The organism is Sphingobium sp. TCM1 (assembly GCF_001650725.1).
GTDB lineage: Bacteria > Pseudomonadota > Alphaproteobacteria > Sphingomonadales > Sphingomonadaceae > Sphingobium.
In genome coordinates this window covers 51161-65876 of sequence record NZ_LXVX01000004.1, presented here as the reverse complement: position 1 = coordinate 65876, position 14716 = coordinate 51161, and the positions used below count along the sequence as shown (strand labels likewise).

Here is a 14716-nt window from a genome sequence, read left to right as displayed (position 1 = left end):
CGGGATCCGATAAAGCCATGCAGACGCATCTTCTGCTCGAAATGGGGGCGGACAGTTTCCCCGACCGGATCGCCATGTCAGGCGCCGGGACGACCATGGATTATGGCGAGTTGCTGGCGCGCGCACGCGCCGGCGCCGCCTGGGTGAGTGCGCAGGCGGGCGAACGGCTGGTGTTCGTCGGCCTCAACGGACCCACGCTGCCCGTCGCCCTGTTCGCCAGCGGCCTTGCAGGCAAGCCGTTCGTTCCGCTCAACTACCGTCTTTCGGATGCCGACCTGTGCAAGCTGCTGGCCCGCACCGCGCCGTCGATCGCTGTGGTCGATGCCGATATGCTGCCGCGCGTCCGGGGCGTGGAGGGCGTGACTTTCATCGCCCGCGCGGCATTCGACGCCGCCTGTGTCGATCCTCTCTGGCGCAAGGCCGACCTGGATTATGCCGACGAGGACATCGCTGTGCTTCTGTTCACCAGCGGCACGACTGGCGAACCCAAGGCAGCGGTGCTGCGCCACGCCAATCTGACCTCCTATGTCATCTCGACCGTCGAGTTCATGGGCGCGGATGATGGGGAGGCCGCGCTGGTCAGTGTGCCACCCTACCATATTGCGGGCATTTCGGCGATCCTGACCAATATCTACAATGGCCGTCGGCTCGTCTATCTCGACGCCTTTACGCCGGAAGCCTGGGTCGACCGTGTCCAGGCGGAAAAGGTGACGCACGCCATGGTGGTGCCGACAATGCTCGGCCGCATCCTCGACATACTGGATGTGCGCGGCGAACATCTGCCGAACCTGCGGGCGCTGTCCTATGGCGGCGGCCGTATGCCGCAACCGGTGATCGAACGCGCGCTCGCCCACATGCCCCATGTCGATTATGTCAACGCGTATGGCCTGACGGAGACCAGTTCGACTATCGCGGTGCTGGGGCCGCAGGATCATCGCGATGCGATCGGGTCGGATGATCCGGCCGTGCGTCGGCGCCTGGGATCGGTCGGTCGGCCACTGCCAGCGCTGGAACTGGAGATACGCTGTCCCGAGGGACGGGTCGTGGCAGCCGGCGAGTCTGGCGAGATTCACGTCCGCGGCGAGCAGGTCGCGGGCGAATATACCCACAAGAGCGTGCTGAGCGCCGATGGCTGGTTCGCCACCAATGATGCGGGCTGGCTCGACGAGGATGGCTATCTCTATGTCGAGGGACGGCTGGACGATGTGATCGTGCGCGGCGGCGAGAATATCTCGCCTGGCGAGATTGAGGACGTGCTGCGCCAGCATCCTGGGGTCGCTGATGTCGCGGTGCTGGGCCTACCCGACGACCAGTGGGGGGAGCGGGTCGCTGCGGTCATCGTGCCCCATGATCCGGCGCCCAGCATACAGGAACTGGCTGACTGGGTGAAGGTGCAGTTGCGTTCCACCAAGACGCCGGAAAGCTGGGATTTTCGCGCGGAGCTCCCCTATAACGACACCGGCAAGCTGCTGCGCCGCGTGCTCAAAGCTGAGCTGGCGAAGGCGGCAGCCAGGGTCTGAGCGGTTGTTGGGAGGGGGCGGGCCTTGGTGCCCGCCCGGCCGTCCTCATACCGTCAGGAGCAGGCACCCGGCGATCGGTCCGCCCCCATTGGCGACCACGGCCACGTCCATGGGCTTGGAAACCTGCCGTGCGCCGCCCTGCCGGCGCAGCTGCACGCAGGCTTCGTGCAATATCCAATAGCCATGCATACGCCCTGCCGAAAGCTGGCCGCCATAGGTGTTGAGCGGCATTTCCCCGTCCAGCGCGATCCGGCTCGCGCCCTCCACGAACGGTCCGGCCTCACCATCCTTGCAGATACCCAGCGCTTCCAGCCAGGCGAAGGTCAGGAAGGTGAAACCGTCATAGAGCTGGGCGATGTCGATGTCGGATGGGCGAAGCGCCGTCTTGCTCCACATTTCCGCGGCCGCATCGACCGATGCCATCTTGGGATAATCGGGCCGCATCGTCCAGGCGCCCTGGCCCGTGCTGCCGCCAAAGGCTTCTATGCGGATCGGCGGTTGGGGGCATTCCGCCGCATAATCGGGATGGGAAACGACCACCGCAATCGATCCATCGATCGGAATGTCGCAGTCGAGCAGGCCGAACGGCGTGGAGATCATGCGTGCATTCATGTAGTCGTCGAGCGTGAAGGGATCGCGAAAAACCGCCTGGGGATTGCGCGCTGCATTATGGCGAGTATTGACCGCCAGCCAGCCCAACTGCTCCTTGGTGGTGCCATATAATTCCATATGCCGCCGGCAATGCATACTGAGCCAGTTGGTAGCGGCATAGGCATGATAGGCGATCAGTTGCGGTGCATCGGCCATACCGTGGGGCATTTGCACCTGCGCGGCGGAGACGGCAGGCCCGGCACCGAACAGCCCGGTCTTGTCATTCTCCAGCAGGTTGCCGCCCATCATCTTGACCGTGCGATAGACCAGTACATGGCGCGCCTGGCCCGCCTCGACCGCTTCGGCCGCCGCCATGACATAGGATAGCAGGCCACCGCGGTCATAGCCCTGCCCGGCATAAGGCGGGTCGATACCGAGCGCTGCGCAGGCGGTGGCGCGCGGGGTGTCCCCCAGCGTCGCGACACCGTCCAGATCGGCCGCGGTCAGTCCCGCGTCCGCGATCGCCAAGCGGCTCGACTGGAGCGTGAGGTCGAGATCGCTGATCGCCGTCTTGCGACCGATGTCGGAAATACCGATGCCGGAAATCACGGCTTTCTTGCTCGACATCATCATCTCCTGTCTGTCGTTGAATCACTGGACAAAGTCTCTCCTAAAGCTAGGGTCGCGCCCTTGTCACGGGAGAAATGACAATGAGTCAGTTACAGGCTGCCGAGCCCGCGCCCAGGATGCTGGACATGTTACCCCAAACCTATCGCAGCTTCTGGACTGGCGGGCAGGACGGTGTGCTCCACCTGCTGCGCAATCGCCAGACCGGCCGTTTCGTCCACCCCTTCTGGCCAGTGGCAGACAATGACCCGCTGCTGGAAAGCGTGCCCGTGAGCGGTCGCGGGACGGTCTTTACCTACACCGTCAACCATCAGGCTTATAATCCTGCGGTCCAGCCGCCCTACGTGATCGCCATCGTGCAGTTGGAGGAACAGGAGGATCTGCGGATCGCCACCAACATCGTGAACTGCGATCCGCAGGATGTCACGATCGGTATGGCGGTGCAGGTGCGGTTCGAGCAGCAGGGCGGCCTGTTCGTGCCCGTGTTCGCACCGGCCTGACGCGCGAGCCGGTAGCGCGTGCACCGAGTCGGTTAATTCTTCACCGTCGATACGCGCTGCCAATATTCTCGGCAGGGCGTTGAGCGCCTCGCTAAAAACCGCGCGATTGCGCGGCTCGCCACATGCAGCATGACAATGAAACCCGCAATTCGCCGCTTGCAAAATCACGTGGGCGGGCATAAAAATGACAAAACATCAGTTTTAAGAATGGCGCGAGGAGTTTTGAGGATGCAACTGGAAGACATGATCATCGTCAGCGTTGACGATCACGCCGTCGAATCCCCGGAAGCCTTCGTCCGCCACTATCCGGCGGACAAGAAGGCCCGCGCACCCAAGATTATCGATAAGGACGGCAAGGACGTATGGCTGTGGGATGGGAAGATCTACCCGACCATAGGCCTCAACGCCGTCGTCGGTCGTCCGCGCAGCGAATATGGCATGGAGCCGACGCGCTTCGAGCAACTGCGCCCCGGCTGCTTCGATCCCAAGGCGCGGGTCGACGACATGAACGTCAATGGCGTGCTGGGGTCGCTCAACTTCCCTACCATGCCGGGCTTTGCCGGCGGCACCTTCATCGCCAACCCGAACCGTGAAGAGGCTTTGCTCGCCATTCGGGCGTGGAACGACTGGCATGTGCTGGAATGGTGCGAAATCGGCAAGCATCGTCTGATCCCGATGATTATCCTGCCGCTTTGGGACATGGACCTTACCATCGCCGAAATGCGCCGGATGTCAAAATATGGCGTCCACAATATCGCCTTCCCGGACAATCCCGCGCGCGGCGGACTGCCCAGCATTCATAACGACTATTGGACGCCGTTCTGGAAGGAATGCTGCGACCTCAAGATGCTGCTCAACTGCCATATCGGCACTGGCAGCCGCGCGGAACATGCCTCGGACGAGACGCCGATCGACGCCTGGATCACGACCATGCCGATGGCGATCGCCAATTCCGCGGCGGACTGGTTGTTCGGCCGCTTCTGGAAGGATTTTCCGGACTTGCGCATGGCCCTGTCGGAAGGGGGCATCGGCTGGATTCCCTATTTCCTGGAACGGGCCGACTTCACCAATGAACATCATCATGAGTGGACCTTTACCGACTTCGCCAATGGCGAACGCCCGTCGGACGTGTTCAAACGCCATATCGTCACCTGCTTCATCGACGACCAGTTCGGACTGAAGAGCATGGAATATATGAACCCGGATATGGTTTGCTATGAAGCAGACTATCCACATTCCGACACTTTGTGGCCCAACTGCCCGGAACATCTATGGCTGTCGGTTCAAGGTCTTAGCGACGAGGTGATTAACAAGGTCACGCACGAAAATGCCATGCGGGTGATGAATTTCAACCCGATTGAGGCGCTGGGCGGCCGCCAGAACTGCACCGTCGGGCATCTGCGCGAATTGGGTAAGGACGTCGATGTCAGCCCGCGCCAGGGGCTGGGTGGGTTGAAGACGGACAGTATGCACATCGTCGGCGATGCCCGCCGTCCGGTCACGTCGGGCGAGATCATGGCGATGTTCGCTGCGGCCTGAGGAGCGGCCGAAAAGATGAAGTCGCGGGGACAAGGCGAGCCGTCGCCATGGCCCCGCCCCATTTTTTTTTTGGGGGGGGGCGGCGTGGGCAACTGGACCATGGCGCGGATCGTCGCAGCGCGAGCATCGCGGGGTTGCCTTGGGCCGGGATCCGTCCGGTTGCCGCTTGCTCACGGGTTAAGCCTGCAAGTTTGGCAACATAGGGCGGGTCTTTCGTCTGACCGCGACGCCTTCCGCCCGACGGCAATAGCGTCGGTAGGGCCGCTCCAGCAGCGCCTGATCCGTCCCCCGGCCCGCTTGACCACGATGACGAGTCTGCCCGCGATGACGACCGCGCCGTCGGGACAGGTGCCGCCTCCGGTAACCCGTTCGATTGGTCCCAGCGCGCTGTCCGGCCGGATACCTCACATCGCCGAAATGCCGCCATCCAGCTTGAGTTCGGCGCCCGTCATCATCCGGCTTTCGTCGGACGCGAGATAGAGGACGCTATAGGCGACATCATCGGGTTCCCCGACACGACCGATCGGGATCTGCCGCGCGAGCTTGGCGAGCCGCTCTTCCTGCGTCCCACGCCCGATGCCGTCCAGCAACGGCGTGTTGACAAAGGTAGGGTGCACCGAGTTGCACCGTATATCGAGGCCTTCGCGTGCGCAGTAGAGGGCAATGGATTTGCTGAGCATCCACACGGCCGCCTTGGACGTATTGTAGCCTACGAAGTTGGCGCTCGCGATCATCCCCGCGATCGACGAGATATTGACGATCGATCCGGGCATATGGTCACGCATCACGCGCAGTGCGGCGCGACTGCCGAAGAAGACGCTGTCGACATTAATCGCCATGGTCCGGTCCCAGAGGTCGGTCGGCATATCCTCGATCGTGCCCATGGGCGCGATGCCGGCGTTGTTGACCAGTACTGACAGGCCGCCCATCGCCGCCGCCGCCGCGTCGATGACCGGTCGCCACCCTTCCTCGTCCGTGACGTCGAGGAAGAAGGCGCAGGCTGTGCCGGCGCCCAGTTCCACATTGATCGCGTCCGCCAGGGCGGCGGCGCCGGACAGGTTCAGGTCAGCGATTGCGACCTTGGCACCATGGCGCGCGAGCATCCAGGCGCTCGCCGCGCCCAGGCCTTGCGCACCGCCGGTGACCAGTGCCTTTTTGCCGGCGACACGCCCTGATCTGTCGGTCGACGCGCTCAGCGAATTTCCCACTTCTTGGCATTGTTCATGATTGCCCAGCGATCGACCTGCGCGGTCCCGATGGGGTTGCCGAGAAAACAATATTTGAGACCCGTCTGGAGCGCGCCGGTACGGGTCTGGTCCAGCGACTCCCAGATCGCACGCACTGTGCCCTGCGTGGCAGCGGGCGGCTTGGCCGCGATCTGCCGCCCCAGTTCGTCAGCCCGCTCCCAAAGCCGCTCCAGCGTGACGACTTCGCTCACCAATCCGATGCGCTTCGCGGTCTCCGCGCCGATCCGCTCGTCATTGCCGAGGAGGGCCATGCGCAGTACGTCGCCCAATGGCATCCGATAGGTTGCACCGATGGGTTCCAGCGCCGACGTCATGCCATAGGTGACATGGGGGTCAAAGAAGGTCGCTTCGTCCGAGCAGATGATGATGTCGCTCTCGTTGATCCAGTAGAAGGCGCCGCCCGCAGCCATGCCGTGCACGGCGCAGACCACTGGCTTCCAGCAGCGATTGGCCTTGGGGCCCAGGAAGTCGCCAGGATCCTGCGCGGTCCAGATATTGTCGTGCATGATCTTGCCTTCGGGCGTCTGGCTGTCCTTGACGTCCACGCCCGTCGAGAAAGCCCGCCCCTTCGCTGCCCGCAGCACGACGCAATGAACATCATCGTCGGCCGATATATCCTTCCACAGATAGTCGAACTCTTCCAGCATCCGTTTGGTAAAGGAGTTCAGCGCTTCGGGTCGGTTGATCGTGACGGTGGCCACATGATCGGCCTTTGTGACGATGATCGTTTCATATTCCATCGGGACATTCCACTATAACTAGGTTAGATAGGCCTTATTCCGCCGTAACGATATGTGCAAGCTTGCCAAGCTCCGGCCGCCGGTTTTAGAACAAGGTTTACCTTTTTGGGGAGATGAATTTGTCCCGCGTGCGTAACGAGATGACAACTGAACAGGTGCCGGCGCCGCCGGCAGCCGGGCCTATTCGCGTGCCCAAGACATCCGAAGTTGTTGCTGATCATATTCGCAAGCGCATTGTGCGCGGCGAGCTGAAGGAGGGCGATTTTCTACCGCCCGAAGGCCAATTGATGGTGACGCTGGGGATATCCCGCCCCACGTTGCGAGAGGCGTTTCGCATCCTTGAAGCCGAAATGCTCATCAGCGTCGGTCGCGGGTCGCGTACCGGTGCCCGGGTTCATGCGCCGCGCGTCGAAAGCGTGTCGCGTTACGCAGGATTCGTTTTGCAGTCCCAGGGTACGACCGTCGGCGACATCTACGAGGCGCGGCTCGCGATTGAGCCTTATATTGCACGGCGCCTGGCGGAAAAGCCGCCCAAGGATGTCGTCGGCCGACTGACGAGTGAAATCGATCGGTTGCAGGCGATGGTCGAGGAAGCCCGCTATGTCGATTTCATGATCGGTCTGGCTGAGTTCCATCGTATTCTGGTCGAGTTGGGGGGCAATCAGACGCTGCTGTTCCTCACGACCATCCTGCATGGCGTGGTGGCCCGATATCAGGTCGAGCATCTCGAGAGGCGCGCCGTTTCGGACGAGATCCAGCGCAAGCGATCGCTGGGCGGTATTCGGTCCTTCCGCAAGCTGGTGGCGCTGATCGAAGCGGGCGATGGCGACAAAGCGGAAGCGCATTGGCGTCTGCATGTTATCAATGCAAACAAGTCCTGGCTGGAGCCTGACCAAGCCGACAGCCTGATCGACGTGTTGGATTAGGCGATCATGGCTGCGTCCCTTTTGCCGATGCGGTCCTGGCTATTCGTGCCGGGCGATGATGATCGCAAAATGGCCAAGGCGGTGGACAGTGCGGCCGACATCGTCCTGTTCGACCTGGAAGATGCTGTCGCGACCGAAAAAAAGGCTATCGCTCGTCAAACTGTTTGCGCCGTTCTGAAGACGCGGGCGGACGGGCACGAAAGATTGTGGGTCCGGGTCAATCCGCTGGATGGCCCTTATACGCTTGATGATCTGGTTGCGATCATGCCCGAACGGCCCGGCGGGATCATGCTGCCCAAGGTTCACGGACGGCAGGATGTGGAAAGGCTGGACCATTATCTCTCTGCGTTGGAGGCGGCGAATGGCATCGCGCCGGGATCGACCCCGGTGATCGCGCTGGTGACCGAAACTGCCCAAGCGATGTTCCATACCGGCGACTATAAGGGGGCGCCGCGTGTCGTGGCGCTGACATGGGGCAGTGAGGATCTGGCTGATTCGCTCGGCGCGACCACGAATCGAAATTCCGACGGCAGCTATGGTTTTACCTATGAACTGGCGCGGTCCTTATGTCTTTTGGGCGCGGCTGCAGCCGGGGTGACGGCGATAGATACGATACAGAGCGATTTTCGCGATCTTGACGGCCTGAAGATGCGGGCGGAAAGGGTGCGACGCGAAGGGTATCGAGGCATGTTGGCGATCCATCCTGCACAGGTGGATGTGATCAACGCAGCGTTCAGCCCAACAGACGCGGAAATCGCGGAAGCGCAAGCGATCGTTGATCTTTTCTCTGCCAGTCCGGGCACCGGCGCCATAGGTTACAGGGGCGGGATGCTCGACCGGCCCTTTCTGTCGCGCGCCCAGAAATTGCTTGAACAGGCCGGCCTTCGCTGATCGCAGGTGCGGCTCAATTGGCACGCACCAACAGGAAACATCCCGCCAGAGGCCCGCCAGCGGTCGATAGGGCTGCGACGCGTGGCGTGCCATTGACCTGCCGGTCGCCGCCCAGCCCTCGCAACTGCACGCACGCTTCATGCACCTGCCCATAGGCGTGCATCCGTCCGGCGGACAGCGCGCCGCCGTTGGTGTTGATCGGGAGATCGCCCTCGAGCGCGATACGGCTGCCGTCGCCGATGAAGTCACCCGCTTCATACCGACCGCAAAAGCCGAAGTTTTCCAACCAGTTGATAGTATGGAAGCTGAATCCGTCGTAAAGTTCAGCGACGTCGACGTCGGCGGGCTTGAGGTCGGTGCGGTTCCACATCATTTGCGCCACTTTGGGCTGGGCCTGGGTGGCGAGTGCGTCGAGTTGGGTCCAGCTGTTGCGATACTGCATGGAACTGCCGATCGCTTCTATATGGGTAACGGGATGTGGCCCGTCGCGCGCCGCGTCGATGTGACTCAGGATTATGGCCGTCGAACCGTCGATCGGGACGTCGCAGTCGAACAAGCGCAACGGCGTGGAGATGATCGGAGAGGCGAAATAATCATCCATGTCGATCGGCGTACGATAGATGGCCGCAGGATTGCGGCTCGCATTGCGCCGGCCGTTGATCGCGATCTGTGCGACCTGCGCGGGCTTGATACCCGATTCATGGACGTAACGCTGAAACATGAGCGCCTGCTGGGTCGCGGCGGCATAGGTGTGATAGGGCGCATACCAGGCGAAGGGGCCGCGCACTCGATCGCCAGGCCTATTCAGCGCGTTGGCAAAACCCGCCTTGCGCGCGGTCGCTTCATACATGGTGCGGAATATGAGTATGTGGCGGCATAGTCCGGATGCGATCGCGCCGATCGCGTTGAACAGCGCGCCGAACTGCCCCGACGTTTCGGCAGCGTTGGAATACCAGCCCAGCTTGAGCCGCAGCGCATCCTGCAAGGCTGGAATGCCGACATCGGAAAAGCCCGATCCATCCGCCCGGTCCCCTGGCCAGGTCGCCATGCCGTCTATGTGGGCGCGGGTCAGGCCTGCGTCCGCGATCGCCCCCAAAGCCGCGTCGATCGTCAGGCCAAGCGCGGACTTGTCCGCCCCGCGCGATATTTTCGACTGCCCGATTCCTGTAATCGCAGTCTGTTTTTCGGCATAGGCGGTCATGCGTCATGCTCCACCGCTGCGGATATGGGCGCAAATAGCGGCACCCAAAGATCATCCACCTGCTCGAAGCGCACCGTGACCGGCATGTTGATCTCCACCTCGTGCGGCGCGCAACCGACGATATTGGTGGCGAGTCGCACCTCGGGACTTTCCTCCAGCGCGACGAGCGCCAGCACATAGGGCACGGTGAGGCCGGGCATCCATTGCTTGTGATTGACCGTGAAGCTCTCGATCGTGGCGCGCCCGGACACCGCATGGGGCGCCGTATCGCGCCCTTCGCATTGGGGGCAGAAGCCGGTCGGCGGATGAATGAGATAATGGCAATCATTACATCGTTCGATCAGCAGCCTGCCATCCTTCCCGCCGGTCCAGAAGGGCAGGGTGTCGCGATCGGTCGCGGGCAGCGGACGGAGGATCTTATCGGTCATCGCGCGCCCGCCCCATTCGCGCCAAAAGCAGTTCGTCGCAAATCCCGTCGCCAAGCAGGATCATCGTGCACGATGGTTTGTGCGTCATCGCCGTCAAATTCCCCTCCCGCGAACCAAGTATCTTGCGCTTTATGCTGTATCACCTAGTGAACCATGATAGGCATGGGCCGTCAAATCATATGGAGACCGGACGCGTGGCAGAGATGGACGAAGCACAGGCCCCCGAGGTGCTGGTGGATAATGAGGGCGGCGTTCGCATCATCACGTTGAACCGGCCCGACAAACTCAATGCGCTGGCCGACGGCATCATGACCTTGCTGGCCGACGCGACCGCCGATGCGGCGCGCGATCCCACGGTGGGCTGTGTGGTCGTAACGGGCGCGGGGCGCGGCTTCTGCGCAGGAGGCGATCTCAAGGGGGGCGGGCACAAGCCGCTTCCCGCGAACAATGATGTGGGCGGCCGCGTGGAGCAGGGGTTCGCCCGCCTGCGCGGTTACATGGAAACCTCCCGCCTGCTGCATGAAATGCCCAAACCGACGATCGCGATGGTGAACGGCCCGGTGGCAGGCGCGGGGATCGGCATCGCCGGGGCTTGCGATTTGCGGTTCGCCGGCCGATCGGCCACCTTCCTGTCTGCATTCGACCGGATCGGCGCCGGTGGCGATTTCGGCTCCAGCTATTTCTGGACCAAGATAGTGGGTTCGGGCGTCGCGCGTGAAATCTTTTTCCTGGGCGAGAAATATGACGCCGAATCCGCGCTGGCCAAGGGCATCTACACCCGTCTCTTCGACGATGCCGTGCTGCGTGCGGAAACGCTCAAGGCGGCGCACCGTCTCGCCAACGGTCCGCGCATGGGGTATCGGTACATGAAGTCGAACCTCAATATCGCCGAGGACAGTGCGTTCGAAACCGCGCTGGATCATGAGGCGCTGAACATGGGGCTGTCTACCACCGCCACGGCGCAGATCTACAAGGCGATGCAGGAGGCAAAGGGCGCCTGACCGCCGGAGACCGCAATCAGGTCAGTCATGCGTGGCGTGGTAGCCCTGCATCGCCGACTTTCCTGCCGGCTCGTGCAGAGTTGTTTGACTAAGTTGTATAAGAAGTGTCATGGCAGACGTGGCAACGCGATTGAACGACAGCCCTGGGAGAATGGGTCAGATGGATTTGAGCTATGGGGAAGGCGCCGAGACCTTTCGCCGGGAGGTGCGCAGCTTCCTGAAAGGCGCATGGCAGCCAGGCGAACGGCGCAAGGATGAGTTGAAGACCTTCATCCGCGATTTCCGGACCAAGGCGACGGATGCGGGCTATCTCTATCGCGCGATTCCAAAACAATATGGCGGATCGGAGCAGCCGGCCGACGTGGTCAAGGCGCAGGTCATCCGCGAAGAGTTCGCCCGCGCCCGTGCTCCGATGGAGATTGGCGGCAACGGCATGTCGATGCTGGTCCCAACTTTGCTGGAAAAGGGCACGCCCGAGCAGAAGGACATGTTCATCCGTCAGACGATGGCCGGCGACATGATGTGGGGGCAGGGCTATTCCGAGCCCGGCACCGGGTCCGACCTGGCGTCGGTCCGCACGCGGGCCGAACTGGTCGGTGACGAGTGGGTCATCAACGGGCAGAAGATCTGGACGAGCCAGGGCGACCGCGCGACTCACATGTTCGGCCTGTTTCGCACGGAGCCCAACGCGTCCAAGCATGGCGGCATTTCCTATCTGATGCTGGACTTGAATCAGCCCGGCGTCACCCGCCGGCCGATCCGCCAGATGACGGGCGAGGCGGGCTTCTACGAATTTTTCTTCGACAATGCCCGGACCCCGGCGAGTTGGATCGTTGGCGAGCGGGGCGATGGTTGGAATGTCTCGCGCACCACGCTCAAACATGAGCGCGCGTCCATCGGCTCGGCTGATGCGCTGGGTGGCACCTTCCGCAAGCTGGTCGAGCTGGCGCAGGAGATGGAGATTGACGGCCAGCCTGCGATCAAGGACGCGAAGGTGCGTGATGCGCTGACGAAGATCGAAGGCTGGGTGATGGCGCACCGCTATTCCAGCTTTCGTCTGTTCAGTCTTGCCGCCGCGCAGGAACAACCCGGCCTCGTCGGCCTCATGATGAAGTTGCTGCTGACTGAAACCGGGCATGAGATGGCGCTGCTGGCGCAGGAGCTGATCGGTGATCATGCGCTGATCGAACCCGCTTCTGCGGGCACCCGTGGCCGTGGCCCGGAAAAATGGCTGGACCAGATCATGGGCACGCTTGGCAATTCCATTGCCGGCGGCACAACCAATATTCAACGCAACATCATCGCGGAGCGTGGCCTTGGCCTGCCGCGCGACCTGGCCATGGAGGCGGACAAGTGAGGTTCCATCCGACCGAAGAGCAACTGGCGATCCAGGACGCGCTCAAGGGCACGTTGGAGGATGCGATGCCGCGCGAACGACTTGAAAAGATCGTCAATGACGGCGGCGATTTCGATCGCGAGAGCTGGAACGCATTGATGGCGCTGGGCCTTGGAGGCCTCGCTTTGCCCGAAAGCGTGGGCGGCGCGGGGCTGGGCCTGGTCGATCTCGCCATGGGCATCGAAGTTTTGGGCCAGGGCGGTGTGGTAGGCCCCGTTCTTCAGCATTGCCTCGCGGGGCTGGCGCTCAATCTGGCCGATGACGCGGACGCCAGGGAGGCCTGGCTCGGTAAGATCGCCAGTGGCGAAACCGTAGCGACCGTGGCGTTCGGCGGCAATTGGCTGCCCGACAGCTGGGCCGTGACAGTGGCGGGCGGCAAGGCGAGCGGCGTTATCGGTTTCGTGCCCGGCGCGGAAGCGGCGGATCTGATCCTGGTTGGCACGCAGGGCGGCGGGCTGGCGCTGATCGAAAAGGGTGCCGGAGTCGTCGTGGAGGCCGTGCAGTCCGCTGATCGCACGCGCCGCCTGTCTGCCGTGACGTTCGACGGCGCGCCTGCTTCCGTCCTGTTCGAACCCGGAGATGCGCGCGTTGCGCGCATTTTCGATGCGGCCCTGGTGCTGGCCTCGGCCGACGCGCTCGGCGGCGCGCAATATTGCCTCGACCTGTCCGTTGCCTATGCAAAGGAACGTGAACAGTTCGGTGTCGCGATCGGCCGCTTTCAGGCGCTCAAGCACCAGTTGGCGCAGATGGCGCTGGAGGTCGAGCCTGCCCGCGCCCTGATGTGGTATGCCGCTTATGCCTGGGATAGCCAGCAGGACGATGCCGCACGCGCGGCGGCGATGGCCAAGGCGCATATCGCCGATCGCTACGTGTCCGTGGCCCGCGCCGCGGTGGCGGCGCATGGCGGCATCGGCTATACGTGGGAATATAGCCTCAACACTTGGTTCCGCCGCTCGCTCTTCGATCGCGCTTATCTGGGCAGTCCCACCGTGCATCGCGCGCGAGCGGCCGATCTGGCGGGCTGGTGAGCGACATTGCCATTGAACCGGGGGCCCACGGCGTGGCGCTCTCGGGCGCGCCGTTGCCGCTGTTCGACGTTCCAGTCAGCCAGCCCTGGGGGCCGTCTCCCCTGCGCCGGCCGGGGTCGGTACGCCGCACGATGACGCTCGACGCGACCTGGCCGGATGGCCAGGATGGCGACGTGATTTTTGCCGGTGATGCGCGCGATATCGTTACGGAATGGCAGGGAGGCGGGCCTGTCCCAAAGCCGGCCATCGTCGCGACGGCCCACATCGACGTGGTCGCCGAACACCGGGTGATGCTTTCGGTGACCAGCACGCCGCCGCGTCCCGAACTTGCCCAATTGTCCGGCGCACGAGCGGGCGGCTATCTGCGCGCGGAAATCGACAAGGCGCTACCTGGCGAAAAGCGGGGCGGCACACCGCTCTACCTGCTGCTCGACGATCTGGCGGGCGCGTCGCTGGTGGGCGGCTGGGCCTGGTCGCGCTGGACCCAGGACTGGATGTCGCGCCTTTCGGTGCAGGAACGAGCAGACCATGCGGCGCGCATGGAAGGCATCTGCATCGGCTTCCGGCCGGGTTCGGACGCCCTGTCCATCGGCGGCAGGCCCGTGCCGGACCAGAATGCCTCGCGCGTTCCATCGCTGGTCAACCCTGAAGATCCCGATGGCTGGCATCCGCTGATTGATCGGGGTGGGGTGAACTTTCGCCGTGCCCGGCGCATCGACGTCTGGCGTGAAGGCGATGTCATTCACGTCGAATCCGGCTTTCAGGACAGCGCCAGCGCGCCCGATGGCGGGGACCGGATCGCGATTCACGAATATCGACTCACTGCGACGGCCGACGCCGCAACCCAGTGCTTGCGCAGCGTCGTCGCGCGACCGGGCACCCTGCCGTACAAGGAGTGTCGCGCCGCGCCGGTCAATGTCGACGCACTTGTAGGCGTGCCGCTCGTTGATCTGCGCAATGAAGTGTTGCTTACGCTGCGCAAGACCGCGGGCTGCACACATCTCAACGACATGCTGCGCGCGTTGGCCGAAGTGCCGACGCTGGCGAGCCATCTGCCCGATCCCGTGGAAGGCTGAAATGA

At 63.0% G+C, this 14716-nt stretch carries 14 protein-coding genes; 9 read left to right on the top strand and 5 right to left on the bottom strand.

Features of this window, described 5'->3' with window-relative positions:
• Window positions 1-17: 17 nt before the first annotated feature.
• Window positions 18-1520, top strand: a complete 1503-nt coding sequence (locus A7Q26_RS04085) for a class I adenylate-forming enzyme family protein (RefSeq protein WP_066856912.1) — start codon at window positions 18-20, stop codon at window positions 1518-1520.
• 45 nt (window positions 1521-1565) lie between these two features.
• On the opposite strand, the gene A7Q26_RS04080 is transcribed toward A7Q26_RS04085, so the two are convergent.
• Window positions 1566-2738 carry a thiolase family protein gene (locus tag A7Q26_RS04080; protein ID WP_198162836.1) on the bottom strand — a complete coding sequence of 391 codons (1173 nt, stop codon included), beginning with the start codon at window positions 2736-2738 and terminating at the stop codon, window positions 1566-1568.
• 128 nt (window positions 2739-2866) lie between these two features.
• On the opposite strand from A7Q26_RS04080, the gene A7Q26_RS04075 reads away from it, so the two are divergent.
• Window positions 2867-3238: a Zn-ribbon domain-containing OB-fold protein gene (locus tag A7Q26_RS04075; RefSeq protein ID WP_198162835.1), complete on the top strand. Its 372-nt coding sequence runs from the start codon at window positions 2867-2869 to the stop codon at window positions 3236-3238.
• A gap of 228 nt (window positions 3239-3466) precedes the next feature.
• Complete coding sequence (locus tag A7Q26_RS04070; RefSeq protein ID WP_066856903.1) at window positions 3467-4777, top strand: amidohydrolase family protein; 1311 nt, start codon at window positions 3467-3469, stop codon at window positions 4775-4777.
• A 404-nt stretch (window positions 4778-5181) separates the two neighbouring features.
• On the opposite strand, the gene A7Q26_RS04065 is transcribed toward A7Q26_RS04070, so the two are convergent.
• Both A7Q26_RS04065 and A7Q26_RS04060 read right to left on the bottom strand, forming a co-directional pair.
• A complete protein-coding gene (locus A7Q26_RS04065) occupies window positions 5182-5985 on the bottom strand; it encodes an SDR family oxidoreductase (protein WP_232313677.1) in 804 nt (267 codons plus the stop codon).
• Complete coding sequence (locus A7Q26_RS04060) at window positions 5970-6764, bottom strand: enoyl-CoA hydratase/isomerase family protein (RefSeq protein WP_066856900.1); 795 nt, start codon at window positions 6762-6764, stop codon at window positions 5970-5972. Before A7Q26_RS04060 ends, A7Q26_RS04065 begins: the two co-directional genes overlap by 16 nt.
• A gap of 128 nt (window positions 6765-6892) precedes the next feature.
• Here A7Q26_RS04060 and A7Q26_RS04055 point away from each other — a divergent pair, with 128 nt between their 5' ends.
• Together A7Q26_RS04055 and A7Q26_RS04050 are read left to right on the top strand one after the other, a co-directional pair.
• A complete protein-coding gene (locus A7Q26_RS04055; RefSeq protein WP_232313681.1) occupies window positions 6893-7690 on the top strand; it encodes a FadR/GntR family transcriptional regulator in 798 nt (265 codons plus the stop codon).
• Between the two features lie 6 nt (window positions 7691-7696).
• Window positions 7697-8581: an HpcH/HpaI aldolase/citrate lyase family protein gene (locus tag A7Q26_RS04050; protein ID WP_066856897.1), complete on the top strand. Its 885-nt coding sequence runs from the start codon at window positions 7697-7699 to the stop codon at window positions 8579-8581.
• A gap of 13 nt (window positions 8582-8594) precedes the next feature.
• On the opposite strand, the gene A7Q26_RS04045 is transcribed toward A7Q26_RS04050, so the two are convergent.
• Window positions 8595-9782 (bottom strand): thiolase family protein, encoded by a 1188-nt coding sequence (locus A7Q26_RS04045; protein ID WP_066856894.1) that lies wholly within the window; start codon window positions 9780-9782, stop codon window positions 8595-8597.
• On the bottom strand, window positions 9779-10210 hold the full coding sequence (locus tag A7Q26_RS04040; RefSeq protein ID WP_066857067.1) for a Zn-ribbon domain-containing OB-fold protein: 432 nt from the start codon (window positions 10208-10210) through the stop codon (window positions 9779-9781). Before A7Q26_RS04040 ends, A7Q26_RS04045 begins: the two co-directional genes overlap by 4 nt.
• 203 nt (window positions 10211-10413) lie before the next feature.
• On the opposite strand from A7Q26_RS04040, the gene A7Q26_RS04035 reads away from it, so the two are divergent.
• The 4 genes from A7Q26_RS04035 (at window position 10414) to A7Q26_RS04020 (ending at window position 14711) form a co-directional block, all read left to right on the top strand.
• Window positions 10414-11211 (top strand): enoyl-CoA hydratase-related protein, encoded by a 798-nt coding sequence (locus tag A7Q26_RS04035; RefSeq protein WP_084438998.1) that lies wholly within the window; start codon window positions 10414-10416, stop codon window positions 11209-11211.
• Between the two features lie 160 nt (window positions 11212-11371).
• The gene (locus A7Q26_RS04030) at window positions 11372-12568 is read left to right on the top strand and encodes an acyl-CoA dehydrogenase family protein (protein WP_066856888.1); all 1197 of its coding nucleotides are present in this window, start codon (window positions 11372-11374) and stop codon (window positions 12566-12568) included.
• Window positions 12565-13635: an acyl-CoA dehydrogenase family protein gene (locus tag A7Q26_RS04025; RefSeq protein WP_066856886.1), complete on the top strand. Its 1071-nt coding sequence runs from the start codon at window positions 12565-12567 to the stop codon at window positions 13633-13635. Before A7Q26_RS04030 ends, A7Q26_RS04025 begins: the two co-directional genes overlap by 4 nt.
• Window positions 13632-14711, top strand: coding sequence for a DUF2889 domain-containing protein (locus A7Q26_RS04020; RefSeq protein WP_084438991.1), 1080 nt, complete (start codon window positions 13632-13634; stop codon window positions 14709-14711). Before A7Q26_RS04025 ends, A7Q26_RS04020 begins: the two co-directional genes overlap by 4 nt.
• The last annotated feature ends 5 nt before the right edge of the window (window positions 14712-14716 follow it).

What these genes read in the sequence shown, in the direction of transcription:
- A7Q26_RS04070 (WP_066856903.1), top strand. Translation starts at nt 3,467, where the DNA reads ATGCAACTGGAAGACATGATCATCGTCAGCGTTGACGATCACGCCGTC.
- A7Q26_RS04075 (WP_198162835.1), top strand. Translation starts at nt 2,867, where the DNA reads ATGTTACCCCAAACCTATCGCAGCTTCTGGACTGGCGGGCAGGACGGT.
- A7Q26_RS04030 (WP_066856888.1), top strand. Translation starts at nt 11,372, where the DNA reads ATGGATTTGAGCTATGGGGAAGGCGCCGAGACCTTTCGCCGGGAGGTG.
- A7Q26_RS04040 (WP_066857067.1), bottom strand. Translation starts at nt 10,210, where the DNA reads ATGACCGATAAGATCCTCCGTCCGCTGCCCGCGACCGATCGCGACACC.
- A7Q26_RS04080 (WP_198162836.1), bottom strand. Translation starts at nt 2,738, where the DNA reads ATGTCGAGCAAGAAAGCCGTGATTTCCGGCATCGGTATTTCCGACATC.
- A7Q26_RS04085 (WP_066856912.1), top strand. Translation starts at nt 18, where the DNA reads ATGCAGACGCATCTTCTGCTCGAAATGGGGGCGGACAGTTTCCCCGAC.
- A7Q26_RS04060 (WP_066856900.1), bottom strand. Translation starts at nt 6,764, where the DNA reads ATGGAATATGAAACGATCATCGTCACAAAGGCCGATCATGTGGCCACC.
- A7Q26_RS04045 (WP_066856894.1), bottom strand. Translation starts at nt 9,782, where the DNA reads ATGACCGCCTATGCCGAAAAACAGACTGCGATTACAGGAATCGGGCAG.
- A7Q26_RS04050 (WP_066856897.1), top strand. Translation starts at nt 7,697, where the DNA reads ATGGCTGCGTCCCTTTTGCCGATGCGGTCCTGGCTATTCGTGCCGGGC.
- A7Q26_RS04035 (WP_084438998.1), top strand. Translation starts at nt 10,414, where the DNA reads ATGGACGAAGCACAGGCCCCCGAGGTGCTGGTGGATAATGAGGGCGGC.